Below are 17,916 nucleotides of genomic sequence, written 5' to 3'. Positions count from 1 at the left end.
GCCCTGCCCGAAGCGCGTCAGCCGATCAACCCGGCCAGCTTGCTCCACAGCCCAAATGAGCCGAGATCATTGATCGTCACCATCAGCATTAGCGCGAGCACCGCGGCCAGCCCGCCGCGAAATGCCCATTCCATCACTTGTGAATCGACCGGTCGGCGTCGCACTGCCTCGATGGCGTAAAACAGCAGATGCCCGCCGTCGAGCACCGGCACGGGCAGCAGGTTCACTACCGCCAGATTGAGCGACACGAGCGCAATGAAGAAGACGAACGACGACGCACCGAGCGCGAACTGCTCACCTGAAACCTTGGCAATTTGTAACGGTCCGCCCAGCTCGCTCACGGGCCGCTTGCCCATCACGATCTGGCCGACGACCTCGCCCATCATGCCAACGATATCGCCGATCTTGCGCAACGCGACACCGGGCGCCGCGAGCGGGCTGACCGGTTCGAAATGCGCGCCGCGCGGATCAGTCGCAATGCCGAGCCGGCCAAGTTTGACGATATTGCCGAAGCGATCCTTTTCGACCCGCGTGGCAATGACGGCGACGGTCGACTGCGCCTGCCCGCCGCGTTCATAATCGATCGTCACCCGCTCGCCCGCACGGATCTGGACGAAGCGCACCATATCCTGGAACGAGTCGACCGGCCGGCCACCCAGCCCAGTAATCCGGTCGCCCGGTGCGAGCCCGGCTACCTGCGCCGGGCTGCCCGGCTCGATCTGGCCAACGACTGCCGAAGTGCGCAGCTCGCCGAACGCGATCGCAAAGCCCGCGAGGATCACCAGCGCGATCAGGAAATTGGTGAACGGCCCCGCTGCGACGATGATCGCGCGCTGCCACAACGGCTTGGCCTGGAAGGTCTTCGCGCGTTCTTCAGCGGGCAGCAGCAGCCAGTTGGGGTCGCTGCGGCTCGACGGGTCCATGTCGCCCGCGAATTTCACGAAACCGCCCAGCGGCAGCAGGCTGAACTTCCAGCGGGTACCGCGCTTGTCGGTGATGCCGAACAGCTCGCGCCCGAAGCCGATCGAGAATTCTTCGGCTTTCACCCCGAACAACCGGCCGGCCAGATAATGGCCAAGCTCGTGCAGGAACACGAGCGGCCCGATGACGAGCGCGAACGCAAGCAGAGTCTGCAAGAAGCCAGGCGACTGGATCAAACCACGCAATCCTTTACACGCTCGCCCGCCAGCCGCCGCGCTTCGGCATCGACCGCCAGCACGGCCTCAAGCGTTTCCGGCGGCGCCGGGTCATAGCCAGCCAGCGTATCGGCGACGATTGCGGCAATTTCAAGAAAGCCGATGCGCCCTTCGAGAAAGGCGGCAACCGCGATTTCGTTGGCGGCATTGAGGATCGCTGGGCGCGCACCACCCGCATCGAGTGCCTCGCGCGCCAGCCGGAGCGCCGGGAAGCGATCGAGATCAGGCGCTTCGAAATCGAGCCTTCCGATCGCGACCAGATCGAGCGGCGCCATCGGCGTTGCCATGCGATCGGGCCAAGCGAGGCAATAAGCGATCGGCACGCGCATGTCGCTCGGCCCGAGCTGGGCGAGGATCGACCCGTCGACATATTCGACCATCGAATGGATGATCGATTGCGGGTGGCAGATCACCTCGATCCGGTCGTTATCGACCGGGAACAGCCGCGCGGCCTCGATCAATTCGAGCCCCTTGTTCATCAGTGTCGCCGAATCGACGGAAATTTTCGCGCCCATCGTCCAGTTGGGGTGCGCGACGGCCTGCGCCGGCGTCATCGCGCGCATCTCCTCCGTCGTCTTGCAGCGGAACGGGCCGCCGCTCGCGGTCAGGATGATCCGCCGCACCGCATCGGGCCGCGCGAAATCGAAACACTGGTAAATGGCGTTGTGCTCGGAATCCGCGGGCAGCAGGATCGCGCCGGTCCGCGCCGCGGCAGCGAGGATGACGTCACCTGCCGACACCAGCGGCTCCTTGTTGGCGAGCACCACCGTGCCGCCCTGCTCGATTGCCGCCATCACCGGCTCAAGCCCCGCGCAGCCGACGATCGCCGCCATCGTCCAGTCGGCGCCCATCGCCGCTGTTTCGCACACCGCGCGCGCGCCGGCGGCAATCTCGATCCCCGTGCCCGCCAACGCCGCCTTGAGATCGGTATAGCAGCCTTCGTCGGCAACGACCGCGCGCTTGGCGTTGGTGCGGATCGCAGCAGCGGCCAGCTTGGCCACGTCACAATTGGCAGTCAGCGCGAACACGTCATATTTCTCGGGCTCGCGCTCGATCAGATCGAGCGTTGACCCGCCAATCGATCCGGTTGCCCCCAGGATCGTCACTGTCTTCATAACATCCATCCCCGAACATGCGGCAGCATCACCAGCAGGGCGGCCAGCGGCGCCACGGGCACCAGCCCGTCGAGCCGGTCGAGCAGACCGCCATGCCCCGGCAGCAATGTACCGCTATCTTTCACGCCTGCCCGGCGCTTGAGCCAGCTTTCGAACAAATCTCCACCTTGCGATGCTATCGCCAGCGCCGGTGTTGCAAGCGTTAGCCGCCACGGCAAGCCATATCCAGCATGGAGCGCCGCCGCCAACACTCCGGCCGCCGCAACCCCGCCGATCAGCCCGGCCCAGGTCTTGTTCGGGCTGATCGCAGGCGCAAGCCGCGGCCCGCCGAGCCAGCGTCCCGCGAAAAACGCGCCCATGTCGCACGCCCACACCAGCGCCAATGTCCAGAATCCGAACAACAGCCCGCGCGGTTCGTCGCGAATGAGGAGCAGCGCCAGCACCGGCAGCCCGGCGTAAAGCAGACCCGCCGCGCGCGCCGGCTCGCGCGACACGCCCAGGATGAACAGTGCGGCTCCAAGCACAAAGCCCAGCGCGCGAAAACTCGGTCCCGCCGCCCAAGGCGACATGATCGCAAGCGGCACCACCATCGCAAAGAGCATCAGCCGCCGATCGACCTCGCGCGCGCCAAGCAGCAGCGCCCATTCGCGCAACACGCCGAGCGCCAGCGCCGTGCACAGGATCCAGAAGGCCGCGCCGCCCAGCCACAGCCCGCCCAGCGCAACCGCAATCATCGCCGCGCCCGCCACCACGCGTGTGGCAAGTTCGGCTTGCCGGGCGCGCGGCGCGTCAGTCACAGCCCGCCGAAGCGCCGTTGCCGCTCCCCGAACTGCGCGACGGCAGCGGCAAAGGCGGCTTCATCGAAATCGGGCCAGAGCGTGTCGACGAACAGCAGTTCGGCATAGGCCGCCTGCCATAACAGGAAATTGGACAGCCGATATTCGCCCGACGTGCGGATCAGCAAGTCGAGCGGCGGCAGATCGTGCGTCTCGAGCAGCGCCTCGATCGCGTCGGCGTCGATTGCGTCGGCCGGCAGCGCGCCCGCCGCAACCCGCTCGGCCAGCGTGCGCGCCGCGCGTACCAGCTCGGCATGCGAACCATAGTTGAGGGCAATCACCAGCAGCGGGCCATCATTATCCGCCGTCCGCGCGAGCGCATTATCCACCAGCGCCACGACATCGCTCGAAAAACGGCGGTAATCCCCGATCACGCGCAAGCGGACATTGTCGCGCACCATTTCGTCGAGGTCAGCGCGGATGAAATGCTTGAGAAGCCCCATCAGGTCGCCGATTTCCTCGGCCGGGCGGCGCCAGTTCTCGGACGAGAAGGCGTAGAGTGTCAGCGCTTCGATCCCCAGCGCCCGGGCATGGCGCGTGATGCGGCGCACGGCCTCAACGCCCGCCTTGTGACCGGCGATGCGTGGCAGGAAGCGCTGCTTGGCCCAGCGGCCATTGCCATCCATGATGATCGCGACGTGGCGCGGCAGCTTGCCCCCGCCACTAGCAGCCGTGGCGCCGTCCGTCCCTTGCGCCGGGGCCGAGGCCGCGCTCACTTGCCGAGGATTTCCTTTTCCTTGGCAGCCGTCGCTGCGTCGATTTCGGCAATCGTCGCGTCGGTCAGCTTCTGCACCTCGGTCTCGTGGCGCTTGCGCTCGTCTTCGGAATAAACGCCCTTCTTTTCGTCGGTCTTCAGGCTTTCCATGCCGTCGCGGCGAACGTTGCGCACCGCGATGCGCGCCTTCTCGGCATATTGACCGGCAAGCTTCGCCAGCTCCTTGCGGCGCTCTTCGGTCAGATCGGGAATGGGGATGCGCAGCGTCTGCCCGTCGACGATCGGATTGAGGCCAAGGCCCGCCGACCGGATTGCCTTGTCGGCGGGGCCAACCGCCGACTTGTCCCAGACCTGCACCGACAGCAGCCGCGATTCGGGCGCCGACACGGTCGCCACCTGATTGAGCGGCATGTGCGATCCATAAAGTTCGACCGTCACCGGGTCGAGCAGCGACACGCTAGCGCGGCCCGTGCGCAGGCCGGTCAGGTCGCCCTTCAGCGCTTCGACCGCGCCGTGCATGCGGCGCTCCAGATCGGCCTTGTCATAAGCGGCCATGTTCAGTCCTCCGGTTCGTTGTGGACGATCGTCGATTGCCCGTCACCGCGCAGGACCGAGGCAAGATTGCCTTCCTGGCGGATGTTGAACACGACGATCGGAATATTGTTTTCACGGCACAACGCCACGGCGGCAGCGTCCATCACCTTCAGATTATCGGCGAGCACGCGACCGAAGCTGAGCGCTTCATAGCGGTGCGCGCCTTCGACCTTCTTGGGGTCGGCATCATAGACGCCGTCGACGCTGGTGCCCTTGAACAGCGCGTCGCAGCCCATTTCGGCAGCGCGCAGGGCAGCGGCAGTGTCGGTCGTGAAGAAGGGATTGCCTATATCCGTCGGCGCGCGATCCGGCCCTTTTCCATGTGCCGGATCGCGCGCCGACGGATATAGGGTTCGCAAACGCTCGCCATCGGGATCGCCGATTGCACCCGCGTCTCGACGCCGATCTTCTCAAGCGCATTCTGCACCGCGATCGCGTTCATCACGGTCGCCAGCATCCCCATATAGTCGGCGCTGGTCCGGTCGAAGCCCTTGGCGGCACCGGCAATCCCGCGAAAGATGTTGCCGCCGCCGACGACGAGGCACAGCTCATGCCCCGCAGCCTTGGCGGCCGCAACCTCGCCAGCGACACGGTCGACGGTCGCAGGGTCAATGCCGAACTGGCCCGATCCCATCAGGACTTCGCCCGACAGTTTGAGCAGGATGCGTTTGAAATGGGGGATCGTCATCGGCCGGTCTTGGGGTCCAACTGGGCGCTCGGGGCAGGAAAGTGGCGCGGACCTTATGCGCGCCCTTTCGCGAAGGGAAGGGCGGATGACATCACCGGCGGCGCTTTTTCGGACGGCGCCGTGCCGCCGGTCACCGCGCGCGGCAGTTTGAGATCAGGGCGATCGCTGGCCGCAAGGGCCGAACATGATGGCAAAAAACTGTCGCAACGCGGCTTATCGTTAGCGCCGTGACAAGGCTTGCGCCAAGCTCGTGCCTAGCTTCGATTGAGGGGAATCGGACATGCGCAAGCGATTGCTGAAGACGACGGCCATGGCGTCCGCAATGCTGGTGGCGGGATGCAACCCGCCGAGCACCACATCGACGCCGCCGGTCTCCGTCAGCCCGAGCCCTACGCCCACGCCAGCGCCGACACCGGCTCCCACGCCCGGACCGACTCCAGCGCCAACACCGACGCCAGCACCGACGCCGACGCCGACGCTCAGCTACGTCCCGGTCGACCAGACGAGCATCGACACACTCTTTTATTCACTCGATGTCTACAACGTGGAAACGCGCCAAGCCACTTATGACCCATGGACAAGCTTTTTCGGTTACACGTATCGACCGGGCGCTCAATCTTGGTCGACAAGCAATGCAACCTACACGCCAGCCGACATCTTTCAGAGCAACGCCGATTTCACGACCTACCGGACGCCGCCAATCGCAAGTGGTTTGCGATCCGACTATGATCGTTACATCTTCACGCTTTATCAACCGCTCATAGGCGCCAGTCGACTGGCATATGTCCGCCCGTTTCGGCGCACAGGCTTTGCTTATACGCTTGGTAACAACGCCCTGCTCATGTGGGGCGCAACCGGCGTGCCGACCTTAAAAGCCGACACATTCGACGGCACGCCGAGCTACGGTACTAAAGTCTACGGCGCCGCGCAGCTGGGGGTAGCGCCGACAAATCCATTCGATGAATATGATCTCGGCGCATCGACTGCCACCGTCAACGTCAACCCCGGCACCAATGTGGTCACTGTCTCTCTGACAATCATCGGCACCTCAAGGTTGACGGGTACAACCAGCAATTTCGGCACGGTCAGCGGATCGGCAACCCTGATCGCCAACCAATCAGTCGCCGATGCTAACGGCCGGCGCGTCGATCTCGACAAGAGCTTCACCGGGCAATGGACGAGCTCGACGCTGCAGGGATCATTGGTGACGACCAATCGCTTCGGTTTTGCAGGCATGTTCTTCGGGCCGCGCGGGCGGGAAATCGCGATCGCATTTGGGGCGCATACAAAGCTCGACAACAATTTTCGTGGACCGGAGTTTTTGGGCTTCGGTGTTATTGGTGGCGCCCAGCAATAACGACAGTAGATCGGCAGCAGAGAAAAGAAAAAGCCGCCCCTGCATCGTCGCAGGGGCGGCTTTTCAACGGACTGCTAACGTGTCAACTGCGGATCGAGTCACGCCGTCGGCTGCGGCACGCCTGAAGCGGCAGCGACTTCGGCGGCGAAGTCGCTGACTTCCTTCTCGATGCCTTCGCCAAGCTGGAAGCGGACATAGTCCTTCAGCACGATCGGCTTGCCGGCGGCCTTGGCAGCCTGATCGATGACTTCCTGGATCGACAGCTTGTCGTTGATGACAAAAGCCTGCGTCAGCAGCGCATTTTCGCGACGGAACTTGTCGACCGGACCATTGATGATCTTGGCGGCAATCTCTTCGGACTTGCCGGCAATCTTGTCGGCGTTCTTTTCGCGCGCGATCGCGGCTTCACGGGCAATGATGGCCGGATCGATGCCGTCGGCGGTCAGCGCGAGCGGGAAGGCCGCGGCAATGTGCATCGCGATCTGCTTGCCGAGGCCGGCGAGCGTGTCGTGGTCGGCTTCGCTTTCGAGCGCGACGAGCACGCCGATCTTGCCGAGGCCGGGCGCCTGCTGATTGTGGACATAGGAAATCACCGCGCCTGCACCGACTTCAAGCCGCTTGGCGCGCCGGATCGCCTGATTTTCGCCGATCGTCGCGATGTTGTTGGTCAGCACTTCATCGACGGTCTTGTCGCCGAGCGGGGCGGCCTTGATCGTATCGAGGTCGTCGCCGAGCTCAAGCACGACCGAGGTCACATCGCGCACGAACGTCTGGAACTGCTCGTTCTTGGCGACGAAATCGGTTTCGGAATTGATTTCGATGGCGGCGCCACGCGTGCCCGCGACTTCGACGCCGACCAGCCCCTCGGCGGCGGTCCGGCTCGACTTCTTGGCTGCCGCAGCAAGGCCCTTGGCGCGCAGCCAGTCCATCGCTGCGTCCATGTCGCCATTCGCTTCGGTGAGTGCCTTCTTGCAGTCCATCATGCCCGCGCCGCTCTTTTCGCGCAGATCCTTGACGGCAGCGGCTGTGATCTCGGCCATGGTATCAGTTCCTTTTATGCGTCGGATATGGATGCGGACGGGGCAAGGCCTGCGCCCTACCCCGCCCATATTTCAGTTCGGCGACAGCCTCAGGCGTCGAGCTGGCGCTCGCCCTCAAGCGCGGTTTCGGCATCGGTCGCGGCAGCGGCGTGCTCAGGGTCGGCAGCAGGGGTCGGCACTTCGAGCGCAACCTCGGGCAACGGCTCGTCCATCGCGCCGATGTCATTGCCGAAGCTCGCCTGGCGTTCCTGCCCGCCGCGCGTGGCGGCAATGGCGACCGCCTCGCAATAAAGGCGGATTGCCCGGCTCGCGTCGTCATTTGCCGGCACCGGGAAAGCGATGCCATCGGGCGAGACGTTCGAATCGAGGATCGCAACGACCGGGATGCCCAGCGTATTGGCTTCCTTGATCGCCAGTTCTTCCTTGTTGGCGTCGATCACGAACATCACGTCGGGGATGCCGCCCATGTCGCGGATGCCGCCGAGCGACAGTTCGAGCTTGTCGCGCTCGCGCGTCAGCTGGAGCACTTCCTTCTTGGTCAGGCCGGCGGTGTCGCCCGCAAGCTGCTCCTCAAGCGTCTTCAGCCGCTTGATCGAACCCGAGATCGTCTTCCAGTTGGTGAGCATGCCGCCCAGCCAGCGGTGATTGACGAAATGCTGGCCCGAACGCCGCGCCGCATCGGCGACGGCTTCCTGCGCCTGGCGCTTGGTGCCGACGAACAGCACCTTGCCGCCGCTCGCGGTCGAGGCAGCGACGAATTCCAGTGCGCGCGCGAACAGCGGCACCGTCTGCGACAGATCGAGGATGTGGACGCCGTTGCGATCGCCGAAAATATACGGCTTCATCTTCGGGTTCCAGCGGTGGGTCTGGTGACCGAAATGCGCGCCGGTCTCAAGCAATTGCTGCATCGTGACGACAGGTGCCGCCATAGGTAGGTTCCTTTCCGGTTGGTCCTCTGGGAAGCAGTCATCATTGGGCCAAGGCCCGCCGACACCGGTATGTGCGCTTCCCATGCGGGATTGAGGCGCGGCGCTTAGCTTAGCTGCGCTGATGAATCAAGGCTTGACATTGGTACATAGATAGAACATTAAGGGTTCAAATTTGAAACATGGAACCGATTCGCGACTAAGTCCTTGATACTGGTCGCGGGGGACAGGTTTCGCCAGATGGAAGGTTGGGCGATGATGGCATTGGTTGGCATGATCCTGTTCACCGCGGCGCTGGGCGTGGTCCTGCATGTAGTGGCATTGACGCTGTGGCCCGCCCTGCCCCGCATGGCCGCATTGCTTGCCAGCGACGATGCGCAGCTCCAGCCGATCGCCCCCCGCAGTATCCGCGCGGGATCGGTCATCGCCAATCGTGGGCGCCCAGTCGAGCGGCATCGGGCAATGGCGCTGGCGGCATAATGGCATTCGCCTGAGCCCACATGCTCGGGCTCAACAATTGCGATGCGTCGGCGGTAAAGCGCGGGAAGGCTATTGCGCGATGCCGAGCGCGTTCGGGCCACCGGCGCGGCCGATGATCGTCTCACCCGCCACGGCGCGCTGGCCGACGACAACCTGGCATGTGATGTCGTCCGGGAGATAAAGATCGACCCGGCTGCCGAAACGGATCAACCCGACGCGCTGGCCGCTGGCGACAATGTCACCCGGCTTGACGAAGGCGACGATGCGCCGCGAAACGAGACCGGCGATCTGCGTAAAGCCGATCCGGCGCCCGTCGCGCGCCTCGATCACGATATGCTGGCGTTCGTTTTCCTCGCTGGCCTTGTCGAATTCGGCATTGAGGAACTTGCCCGACAGGTAAATGACATGGCGGATCGTCCCGGCGATCGGCGTGCGGTTGATGTGAACATCAAACACGCTCATGTAGATCGAGACACGGACCAGTGCGGCGGCGCCCAATGCTGCCTCGCCTGCCATTTCTAGTGGCACCGGCACCCGCTCGATCATCGTGATCAGACCATCGGCCGGCGCCACGATCAGATCCGCTCCCTGCGGCGTAACGCGCACGGGATCGCGAAAAAACGCTGCCACCCAGATCGTGAGCCCGATCAGCGGCCAGGTGAGGAAATCCCAGAGGAAGAACGACAGAAAAGCAGCGGTTGCCGCGATCAGCACATATTTGCGGCCTTCGGGATGAATATCCGGAAGGCGCCAACTCGTGCTTGTCGCCCCCGACGGCGGCTGGTCGAGCGATCCCATCTGCCGAGCCTAGCCGCCCAGCTCCCGATATTCAACGCCCAAGCCCGCCGCGATACCGACATCAACGCGCGCCGCACCAATGCGGGTGCGCGCGCGCAAGTCAGGCAGTTGATCGCCACGCGCCTTCATCCTAGACGCATGGGCATATCCCTCCCCACAGGACAGAGCGAGCAATTGATGGCGAAGATCAAGGTGAAGACGCCGGTCGTGGAAATCGACGGCGACGAGATGACGCGGATCATCTGGCAATGGATCCGTGAGCGCCTGATTCTGCCCTATCTCGACATCGATCTCGATTATTACGACCTCGGCATCGAGCACCGCGACGCGACCGACGACCGGGTGACGGTCGAATCGGCGCGCGCGATCCAGAAATATGGCGTCGGCGTGAAGTGCGCGACGATCACCCCCGACGAGGCGCGCGTCGAGGAATTCGGCCTCAAGAAGATGTGGAAGTCGCCGAACGGCACGATCCGCAACATCCTGGGCGGCGTGGTGTTCCGCGAGCCGATCGTGATTTCGAACGTGCCGCGGTTGATCCCCGGCTGGACCAAGCCGATCGTCGTCGGCCGCCATGCCTTTGGCGACCAATATCGCGCGACCGATTTCCGCGTTCCCGGCCCCGGCAAGCTGCGGATGGTGTTCGAGGGCGACGACGGCACGGTCATCGATGAGGAAGTGTTCCAGTACCCGTCGGCAGGCGTCGCGCTGGCGATGTACAACCTCGACGATTCGATCCGCGATTTCGCGCGCGCGTCGATGCATTATGGCCTCAACCTCGGCTGGCCGGTGTATCTGTCGACCAAGAACACGATCCTCAAAGCCTATGATGGCCGATTCAAGGACATCTTCGCCGAAGTTTTCGAGAGCGAATTCAAGGACAAGTTCAAGGAAGCGGGCATCGTCTATGAGCATCGCCTGATCGACGACATGGTCGCCAGCGCGCTCAAATGGCACGGTGAATTCGTCTGGGCCTGCAAGAATTATGACGGCGACGTCCAGTCGGACCAGGTCGCACAGGGCTTCGGCTCGCTCGGGCTGATGACTTCGGTGCTGCTGACGCCCGACGGTAAGACAGTCGAAGCCGAAGCCGCGCACGGCACCGTGACGCGCCACTATCGCCAGCACCAGCAGGGCAAGGCGACCTCGACCAACCCGATCGCGTCGATCTTCGCCTGGACCGGCGGGCTCAAATATCGCGGCAAGTTCGACGGCACGCCCGACGTGACGGCGTTCGCCGAGACGCTCGAGCGGGTCTGCGTCGAAACGGTCGAAAACGGCCATATGACCAAGGATCTCGCGTTGCTGATCGGCCCCGAACAGGCGTGGATGACGACCGAGCAGTTCTTCGAGCAGGTGCGCGTCAATCTCGAAGCGGCGATGGGCGCGACTGCCGGCTGATCCCGCCGCGCCGCGTCGCTCGGCAATCGGCGACGCGGCGCAGCACCGCATCGAGCAGGCCAAGCTCTTGGAACAGAGCGAGCGTCGAGGGATGGACGGTTTCGCCGCCCTTTCGGCTGACAAGTCGTGCGCCGTGCGTTAGGCAAAGCCATGGCGCTGGAATTGAATAACACGGGCTTTTCCGACGCGCTTGTCATTCTTGGCGCGGCAGGGATCGTCATTCCGGCGTTCGCGCGCGCCAAGGTGAGCCCTGTCATCGGCTTTATCCTGGTCGGTGCGCTGGTAGGCCCGTCGGGGCTTGGCCGGCTGGTCGCGCACTATCCGTGGCTTTACAATTTCACGATCTCCGACCGCGAGGCGATCGAGCCGTTCGCCGAGTTCGGCATCGTGTTGCTGTTGTTCTCGATCGGGCTCGAGCTGTCGTTCAAGCGGCTGTGGAGCATGCGCGCCGATGTGTTCGGCGTGGGAGCCGCCGAACTGATCGGATCGGGGTTGATGATCGCGCTGGCGATACACCTGATCGGCCAGCCGTGGCCCGGCGCGATTGCGCTTGGCCTTGCGCTTGCGCTGTCGTCGACGGCGCTGGTGGTGCCGATCGTCGGCGCGCACAGCCCCGTCGGCCGCGCCGCGTTCGCGATGCTATTGTTCGAAGACCTCGCGCTAGTCCCGCTGCTGTTCGCGCTGGCCGCGCTCGCGCCCGGCCAGTCGGGCGGCGATGGCTGGGCGATCATGTCGCTGTTCGGCGGCGGACTGCTGACCGTCGCCGTGATGTTCGTCGGCGGACGTGTGCTGCTCCCCCGCTTGTTCGCGCAGGCCGCGCGTACCAAGAGCCCCGAGCTGTTCCTCGCCGCCGCGCTGCTGGTGGTGATCGTTGCCAGCCTTGCGACCAGTTCGGTCGGATTGTCGCCGATCGTCGGCGCGCTGCTCGCCGGGTTGCTGATCGCCGAGACCGATTACCGCAGCGAAGTCGAAGTGATCACCGAACCGTTCCGGGGCCTTGCGCTCGGCGTGTTCCTGATCACCGTCGGCATGGGACTCGACTTGCCGCAAATCCTGCAGAACTGGGGGGCGCTGCTGCTCGGCGTCGCCAGCGTGGTTGCGATCAAGGCGCTGGTGACGTTCGGCCTGCTGCGGCTGCGCGGCCAGCGCACGCCGGTTGCCGCCGAAACCGGCGTGCTGATGGCGAGCCCGTCCGAAACCACGCTGATCGTGCTTGGTGTCGCGGTGCAAGCGGGGCTGATCCTGCCGAGCACCGCCGGTTTCTGGCAGACGGTGACGGCGATCGGCCTGACGATCACGCCGCTGCTCGCGGCGCTCGGGCGGCTGTCGGCGAAGCTGATCGAGCGGCGCGAAGGCGGCGATGCGCCCGAAGCGCAGATCCCGACCGAAGGCCCCGGCACGGTCATCATCGGTTTCGGTCGCGTCGGGCATATGGTTGCGGAAATGCTGCAGGCGCATGGAAAACGCTTCGTCGCGGTGGAGGCCGACATCGACGCAGTTACAGCCGCGCGCAAGGACGGTTTTCCCGTCATCTACGGCGATGTCGCCCGGACCGAACTGGTCGACCGGCTCAATCTCGGCAAGGCCGACGCGCTGATCCTGACGATGGACGATCCGGTGCTGACGGTGCGGCTGACCCGACGCGTGCGCGGCTGGGTGCCCAATCTGGCGATCATCGCGCGCGCCCGCGATGTCGATCACGCCGCCGAGCTTTATGCCGCCGGTGCGACCGATGCGGTGCCGGAGACGCTCGAAAGCTCGCTCCAGCTCGCTGAGGCGGTCCTCGCCGACCTTGGCGTTGCGATCGGGCCAGTGATCGCGTCGATTCACGAGAAGCGCGACCAGTTGCGGCAGGAGATCAAGCTGGCGGCAGGGATCGACCGCACGCCGCGGCTGACCCGGACGACCGCCCGCCGCCCCTAGGCCTTTTGCCAGACCATCATCATCGCCCAGGGGACGCGCGCATAATGCGCCGCACGCTCGGGTGGGCCAGTGAAATCGGGCTCGTCGAATAGGCGCAGCTTCAGCCCGTGGCCCAGCAGTGCCTGCATGTAGAAACTCAACGGCCGGTGCCAGTTGTGGATGCGGATGCCGCGCCATTCGGCCCAATCGGCGCGTTCGCTCAGATAATCGTCGATCACGAAGCGGCGGCTGCCGTCGGGCATGTCGGTCCAGCCGGCATGGGCGCCCATGCCAGCGGTCGCGAAGCTCGACAGGTTAGCGATCAGCAACGTGCCGCCGGGCGCAAGCACGCGCACCATCTCGGCGATTGCCGCCGTCGCGTCGGGAATGTCGATCAGGCTCAAATAGCTGACGACCAGATCAAAGGCCGCGTCGGGGAAGTCGAGCGCCTCGGCGCGACCGAGTCGATAATCGCCCGCTGGGTCGCGGCGGCGGGCTTCGGCGATCAGTCCTTCGGTCGGGTCGATGCCGACTGCCCCGATCCCTCTGGCGCGCAGCATCCGGCAGAAGCGTCCCTCGCCGCAGCCGACATCGAGCGCGCGGGCGTGGCCATGTGCCGCCGCGAGCATCGGCGCGTCGAGCACATAGCGCCGCGTCTCGTCACCCCCGCCTGCCTGATCGGCGATCCAGGCAGCGGCCGATGCGTCCCATCCTGTCATGACGTCATGCGCCCCTCGCGCCGAAAATCGACCAGCAGACAAAGGCGGTGGCTGGGGCGCCAGGATTCGAACCTGGGAATGGCGGCACCAAAAGCCGCTGCCTTACCGCTTGGCGACGCCCCAACGCGAGCCGGTGCCCTTAAGCGAGCCTGCCGCGCGTGAAAAGCCCCCTCTTCGCCCGCATCGCTCAATCGAGCCGAACGTGCCAGCCATAGGGGTCAGGCGCGCGGCCGAGCTGGACATCGACGAGTGCTGACCGCAGCGCGCCGGTCACTTGCCCCGGGCCGCCGCTGCCGATCACGAAGCGATCGTCACCCAAGGTCATCGATCCGATCGAGGTAACCACGGCCGCGGTGCCGCAGGCGAAGGCCTCAACGAGTCGGCCACTGCGCGCATCATCGCGCGCCTGATCGATCGCATACGGCGCCTCGCGGACGGCAAGGCCACGGTCGCGCGCCAGCGTGATCAGCGAATCGCGCGTAATGCCGGGCAGGATCGTGCCGCCGAGCGGTGGCGTCAGCAGCGAGCCATCGTCGAACACGAAGAAGATGTTCATGCCGCCCAGTTCCTCGATCCAGCGGCGCTCGACTGCATCGAGGAACAGCACCTGATCGTGGCCGCGCCGCGTCGCTTCTGCCTGCGCGATCAGGCTGGCCGCGTAATTGCCACCACATTTCGCCGCGCCCGTTCCACCCGGAGCCGCGCGCGTATAATCGGTCGAAACCCACAGCGACACGGCGGGTGCCTCGCCCTTGAAATAGGCGCCGACCGATGAGGCAATCACGGCGAAAATATAGTCGGCGGACGGCTTCACGCCGAGGAACACTTCGCTCGCGATCATGAACGGGCGCAGATAGAGCGCACCGCCCGGCACGGTCGGAATCCACTCACGTTCGGCACGGACCAGCGCCTTTACCGCATCGACGAACATCGCCTCAGGCAGCGGCGCCATCGCCATGCGCTCGGCCGAGGCGCGGAAGCGCGCGGCATTGGCGTCGGGCCGGAACAGCGCGGTACCGCCGTCGTCGAGGCGGTACGCCTTCATGCCTTCAAAAATTTCCTGCGCATAATGCAGCACTGCTGTCGATGGATCGAACGACAAGGGCTGACGCGGGCCGATCGTCGCACTGTGCCAGCCCTGCCCCTCGCTATAGCGGATCGTGATCATGTGGTCGGTGAACACGCGTCCGAAACCAGGATTCTCGATGAGGCTGTCGCGCGCGTCGGCAGGCGTCGGCGCGGGGTGCTGCGCAATCGAAAAACGGGTCGCGCCGGGGGCGTCGCCTGCGGCTGAAGGGGTGTCAAGCATATGGGTCACCAGCGCGATTTTGTTCGGAAGGCTTGACCCCTTAGGCGAACCCGCCAATCTCGGCAACATGACCACCCCCGCTGCCTCTGCCCTGTTTCTGCGCGAAGCCGAAGTGCGGCGCGGGATCGAGCTGATGGTCTTCGGCCATGCTGCGCTGCTGCGGGCGATCGATGCGACGCTCGACGCGCATGGATTGGGGCGCGCGCACGCCCGGGCGCTCTATTTCATCGCGCGCAAGCCCGACCTGACGGTGACGCAATTGCTGGGTTTTCTCGGCGTGACCAAGCAATCGCTTGGGCGCGTGCTGACCGAGCTTGGCGAGCGCGCCCTGGTCGAGATCCGGCCCGGCGTGCAAGACCGACGCCAGCGGCTGTTGCGGCTCACCGACGCGGGCGCAGCGCTGGAAGGCGATTTGTTCGAACGCATGCGCAGCACGCTGGCGAGCGCCTATGCGAGCGCGGGGCAAGGCGCGGTCGGCGGGTTCTGGGCCGTGCTCGACGGGTTGATGTCGCCCGAGCAGAAAAGGTTGGTGGCGACGCTCGGCTAACGCGCCGCCGCCGCCATTTCAGCATTGCGCGCGGTGGCGGCTTCGAGCGTCTCGGTGAGCAGCCGGACCAGCGCAGCGTCGCGATCGAGCACATCCAGCCCCTTGCGCGTCGATCCGCCGGGGCTGGCGACGCGATCGGCGAGCACCGCCGGCGGCGCATCGGCCGCAGCCGCCAGCAGTGCCGACCCCTCGACCGTCGCGAGCGCGAGCCGTGCCGCCTGATCAGCAGGAATGCCGATCGCCGCCCCCGCAGCCGTCATCGCGTCGATATAGCGATAGAGGAACCCCGGCCCACTCCCCGCCAGCGCGGTGACGGCATCGAACAAATCGGGCGCGACCCATTCGACCAAGCCCAGCGGCGCCATTAGCGCGGCAACATCCGCCCGAACCGGTGCTGGGGCGGAGTCGCTGTGCAACGCCACTACGCCCTTGCCGATCCCGACCGGCAGATTGGGCATCGCCCGCACGATCGCCCCGGCACCGAAGCGCCGCGCAACGGCAGCTTCCTCCACCCCCGCCAAAATCGAAATCAGGAGCGGTACACCGGCGATTGCCGCGCCATGCCGTGCGGCGACCTCATCGATCTGCTGCGGCTTCATGGCCAGCAGTACCGCGTCGGGCAGCGGCCCTTCGGGAAAGGCGCGCCCCTGCGCCACCCCCGGTGGCAAGTCGCGGTCGGTGCGATTGGCGACCACCACATCCGCCGCTGCCAGCGTGCCGCTGGCCAGCCACTGGCGCAGCATGGCGCCCGCCATGTTGCCGCAGCCGACCAGCCAGAGGCGGCGGATCACGCGCCGACCGTCATGCTTCGCCCTGAGTTTCGGTGAGCGCCGCTGCAAGGGCGTCCTTTGGGCTCTTGCCGCCCCACAGCACGAACTGGAACACGGGGTAGAAGCGCTCGCACTCGTCGATCGCCGATTCGATCACCAGTTCGGCAGCGGCAAGCGACATTGTGCCACCGTCGCTGCCGTCGATCATCGCCGCGTGGCGATAGAGCAGGATGCCGCTCGTCGACCACAGTTCGAAATGGCCGACCCACAGCTGTTCGTTGATCAGCCCAATCGCTTCATAGATGGCGCTGCGGCGTTCGTCGGTAACGCGGATGTCGGGGAAAGCGAGGAACTGGAGGACGCTGTCCTCTTCGCGCCACAGCGCGCGCAGTTCATATTCGGTCCAGCTGCCCTTCACTTGGGCAACAATCTCGTCATCCTGGCGATCGAAATTCCAGCCATGCGCGGCGTAATAGCTTTCGAGCATGTCGATCGGCGCGGCGTCGTCGCGGTCGTCGTCCACTTCACTCAGCATCGGTCAACATGTCCTTAACTTCACTCGACCGCAGGCGTGGCAAGGCCGTCCGCGCGCGGCAAGAGCGATCGCGCGGGCTTGCCCCAGAAAGCTGTGGAAAAGGCGCTCAGCTGGCCGCGTTCGCAGCTTCGAGCGCGTCGAGCCGCGCGCGCAGCGCCTCGGCCTCATCGCGAGCGGCGGCGGCCATTGCCTTCACTGCTTCGAATTCGTCGCGGCTGACGAAATCGAGCCCGCCGATCCATTCGCGTGCATGCGCCTTCGCGCTTGCCTCGGCTTCGCGGCCCATGCCGGCAATCGTGCCGGCGGCGCCGTTGAGCAGCTTGGCAAGATCATCGAACAGGCGGTTTTCAGTTTGCATCTTGGTCGGGTCCCGGAAATTTCAATTGAGTATCTGGGTGCTCGATGCGCCGGGCGCAAGCGTTTCCGCCTGCGGGTTGAGCTGGTCGATCTGCCAGGTGAGATAGCCAGCGAACAGGATCCACGCCAGATATGGCAGCATCAGCGCCGCAGCCGCTGCCCGGATCCGCCCGAACAACAGCGTCGTCACCAGCGCGGCAATGAACATCGCGCCGATCACGATTTCGGCCAGCACCACGCGGTGCAGCCCGAAGAATATCGGCGACCAGGCAAGGTTGATCGCCAGCTGGACGAGGAAAGCGATAATCGCCTGCACCCGCCAGCTCGATCCCCGCGCATGAATGATCATGGCAAGCGCAATGCCTTGCAGGGCATAGAGGGTGGTCCAAGCCACCGGAAACGCCCAGTCGGGGGGCGTCAGCTCGGGCTTGGCAAGCGCTGCATACCAACGATTGGCCGAGCCGACCGAAACGCTGCGGGCGGACAGGAAGCCGAGCAGCAGGACAAATGGCACAGTCACCACCGCCCAGCGTAAAAAGGCCAGTCGCAACTGTCCCTTGGATGCAATTTCGCGCACATTACCCCCGTAAAGGCCGTTTCAGGCGATGGACGAGCCTGAGCCACCAAATCG

The 17,916-nt window shown here is 65.0% G+C and carries 19 protein-coding genes, 1 tRNA gene and 1 pseudogene; 5 read left to right on the top strand and 16 right to left on the bottom strand.

Features of this window, described 5'->3' with window-relative positions; genetic code table 11:
• Positions 1-17: 17 nt before the first annotated feature.
• From AX672_RS04295 to pyrH, 6 genes and pseudogenes are all read right to left on the bottom strand, one after another.
• On the bottom strand, positions 18-1,157 hold the full coding sequence (locus tag AX672_RS04295; protein WP_066648754.1) for a M50 family metallopeptidase: 1,140 nt from the start codon (positions 1,155-1,157) through the stop codon (positions 18-20).
• Complete coding sequence (locus tag AX672_RS04290) at positions 1,154-2,311, bottom strand: 1-deoxy-D-xylulose-5-phosphate reductoisomerase (RefSeq protein ID WP_066648752.1); 1,158 nt, start codon at positions 2,309-2,311, stop codon at positions 1,154-1,156. The genes AX672_RS04295 and AX672_RS04290 overlap by 4 nt, the downstream gene beginning before the upstream one ends.
• Positions 2,308-3,108, bottom strand: a complete 801-nt coding sequence (locus tag AX672_RS04285; protein ID WP_066648749.1) for a phosphatidate cytidylyltransferase — start codon at positions 3,106-3,108, stop codon at positions 2,308-2,310. Before AX672_RS04285 ends, AX672_RS04290 begins: the two co-directional genes overlap by 4 nt.
• Positions 3,105-3,863, bottom strand: a complete 759-nt coding sequence (locus AX672_RS04280; protein WP_082730369.1) for an isoprenyl transferase — start codon at positions 3,861-3,863, stop codon at positions 3,105-3,107. Before AX672_RS04280 ends, AX672_RS04285 begins: the two co-directional genes overlap by 4 nt.
• Entirely contained in the window at positions 3,860-4,417 is a 558-nt protein-coding gene (gene frr, locus AX672_RS04275; RefSeq protein ID WP_066648746.1) for a ribosome recycling factor, read from the bottom strand. Before frr ends, AX672_RS04280 begins: the two co-directional genes overlap by 4 nt.
• 2 nt (positions 4,418-4,419) lie before the next feature.
• A pseudogene (pyrH, locus tag AX672_RS04270) lies at positions 4,420-5,144 on the bottom strand (UMP kinase).
• A 280-nt stretch (positions 5,145-5,424) separates the two neighbouring features.
• Between pyrH and AX672_RS18820 the strand changes: the two are divergent.
• A complete protein-coding gene (locus AX672_RS18820; protein ID WP_082730368.1) occupies positions 5,425-6,501 on the top strand; it encodes a hypothetical protein in 1,077 nt (358 codons plus the stop codon).
• A gap of 98 nt (positions 6,502-6,599) precedes the next feature.
• Here the strand turns inward: AX672_RS18820 and tsf are convergent, their stop codons facing one another.
• Together tsf and rpsB are read right to left on the bottom strand one after the other, a co-directional pair.
• Positions 6,600-7,541: a translation elongation factor Ts gene (gene tsf / locus AX672_RS04255; protein ID WP_066648737.1), complete on the bottom strand. Its 942-nt coding sequence runs from the start codon at positions 7,539-7,541 to the stop codon at positions 6,600-6,602.
• An 89-nt stretch (positions 7,542-7,630) separates the two neighbouring features.
• Positions 7,631-8,470: a 30S ribosomal protein S2 gene (gene rpsB / locus AX672_RS04250; RefSeq protein WP_066648733.1), complete on the bottom strand. Its 840-nt coding sequence runs from the start codon at positions 8,468-8,470 to the stop codon at positions 7,631-7,633.
• Between the two features lie 252 nt (positions 8,471-8,722).
• Between rpsB and AX672_RS04245 the strand changes: the two genes are divergently transcribed.
• Positions 8,723-8,947: a hypothetical protein gene (locus AX672_RS04245; protein ID WP_168727323.1), complete on the top strand. Its 225-nt coding sequence runs from the start codon at positions 8,723-8,725 to the stop codon at positions 8,945-8,947.
• Between the two features lie 69 nt (positions 8,948-9,016).
• Here AX672_RS04245 and AX672_RS04240 read toward each other — a convergent pair whose 3' ends face one another.
• Entirely contained in the window at positions 9,017-9,745 is a 729-nt protein-coding gene (locus tag AX672_RS04240; protein ID WP_066648729.1) for a phosphatidylserine decarboxylase, read from the bottom strand.
• Between the two features lie 177 nt (positions 9,746-9,922).
• Between AX672_RS04240 and AX672_RS04235 the strand changes: the two genes are divergently transcribed.
• Both AX672_RS04235 and AX672_RS04230 read left to right on the top strand, forming a co-directional pair.
• Complete coding sequence (locus tag AX672_RS04235; RefSeq protein ID WP_066648726.1) at positions 9,923-11,146, top strand: NADP-dependent isocitrate dehydrogenase; 1,224 nt, start codon at positions 9,923-9,925, stop codon at positions 11,144-11,146.
• 150 nt (positions 11,147-11,296) lie between these two features.
• Positions 11,297-13,069: a cation:proton antiporter domain-containing protein gene (locus AX672_RS04230; RefSeq protein ID WP_066648723.1), complete on the top strand. Its 1,773-nt coding sequence runs from the start codon at positions 11,297-11,299 to the stop codon at positions 13,067-13,069.
• Here the strand turns inward: AX672_RS04230 and AX672_RS04225 are convergent.
• The 3 genes from AX672_RS04225 to AX672_RS04215 all read right to left on the bottom strand — a co-directional run bounded on the left by AX672_RS04225 (position 13,066) and on the right by AX672_RS04215 (position 15,076).
• Entirely contained in the window at positions 13,066-13,767 is a 702-nt protein-coding gene (locus AX672_RS04225) for a class I SAM-dependent methyltransferase (protein WP_066648720.1), read from the bottom strand. The genes AX672_RS04230 and AX672_RS04225 overlap by 4 nt on opposite strands.
• A 48-nt stretch (positions 13,768-13,815) precedes the next feature.
• Positions 13,816-13,890 (bottom strand) — tRNA-Gln (locus tag AX672_RS04220).
• A gap of 64 nt (positions 13,891-13,954) precedes the next feature.
• Entirely contained in the window at positions 13,955-15,076 is a 1,122-nt protein-coding gene (locus AX672_RS04215) for a branched-chain amino acid aminotransferase (protein WP_066648718.1), read from the bottom strand.
• A 67-nt stretch (positions 15,077-15,143) separates the two neighbouring features.
• Here AX672_RS04215 and AX672_RS04210 point away from each other — a divergent pair, with 67 nt between their 5' ends.
• Entirely contained in the window at positions 15,144-15,623 is a 480-nt protein-coding gene (locus tag AX672_RS04210; protein WP_066648716.1) for a MarR family winged helix-turn-helix transcriptional regulator, read from the top strand.
• On the opposite strand, the gene AX672_RS04205 is transcribed toward AX672_RS04210, so the two are convergent.
• The 4 genes from AX672_RS04205 to AX672_RS04190 all read right to left on the bottom strand — a co-directional run bounded on the left by AX672_RS04205 (position 15,620) and on the right by AX672_RS04190 (position 17,862).
• Entirely contained in the window at positions 15,620-16,411 is a 792-nt protein-coding gene (locus AX672_RS04205; protein ID WP_082730371.1) for a pyrroline-5-carboxylate reductase family protein, read from the bottom strand. The genes AX672_RS04210 and AX672_RS04205 overlap by 4 nt on opposite strands.
• A gap of 13 nt (positions 16,412-16,424) precedes the next feature.
• Positions 16,425-16,928: a YbjN domain-containing protein gene (locus AX672_RS04200; protein ID WP_066648713.1), complete on the bottom strand. Its 504-nt coding sequence runs from the start codon at positions 16,926-16,928 to the stop codon at positions 16,425-16,427.
• Between the two features lie 106 nt (positions 16,929-17,034).
• A complete protein-coding gene (locus AX672_RS04195) occupies positions 17,035-17,286 on the bottom strand; it encodes an accessory factor UbiK family protein (protein ID WP_066648710.1) in 252 nt (83 codons plus the stop codon).
• Between the two features lie 21 nt (positions 17,287-17,307).
• Entirely contained in the window at positions 17,308-17,862 is a 555-nt protein-coding gene (locus AX672_RS04190) for a TspO/MBR family protein (RefSeq protein WP_202189232.1), read from the bottom strand.
• Positions 17,863-17,916 lie beyond the last annotated feature (54 nt).

The organism is Sphingomonas sp. CCH10-B3 (assembly GCF_001556185.1).
Classification (GTDB): Bacteria; Pseudomonadota; Alphaproteobacteria; order Sphingomonadales; family Sphingomonadaceae; genus Sphingomonas; species Sphingomonas aquatica.
Note: the sequence above shows the minus strand (reverse complement) of the source record. Positions and strands in the feature narration are given on the sequence as shown.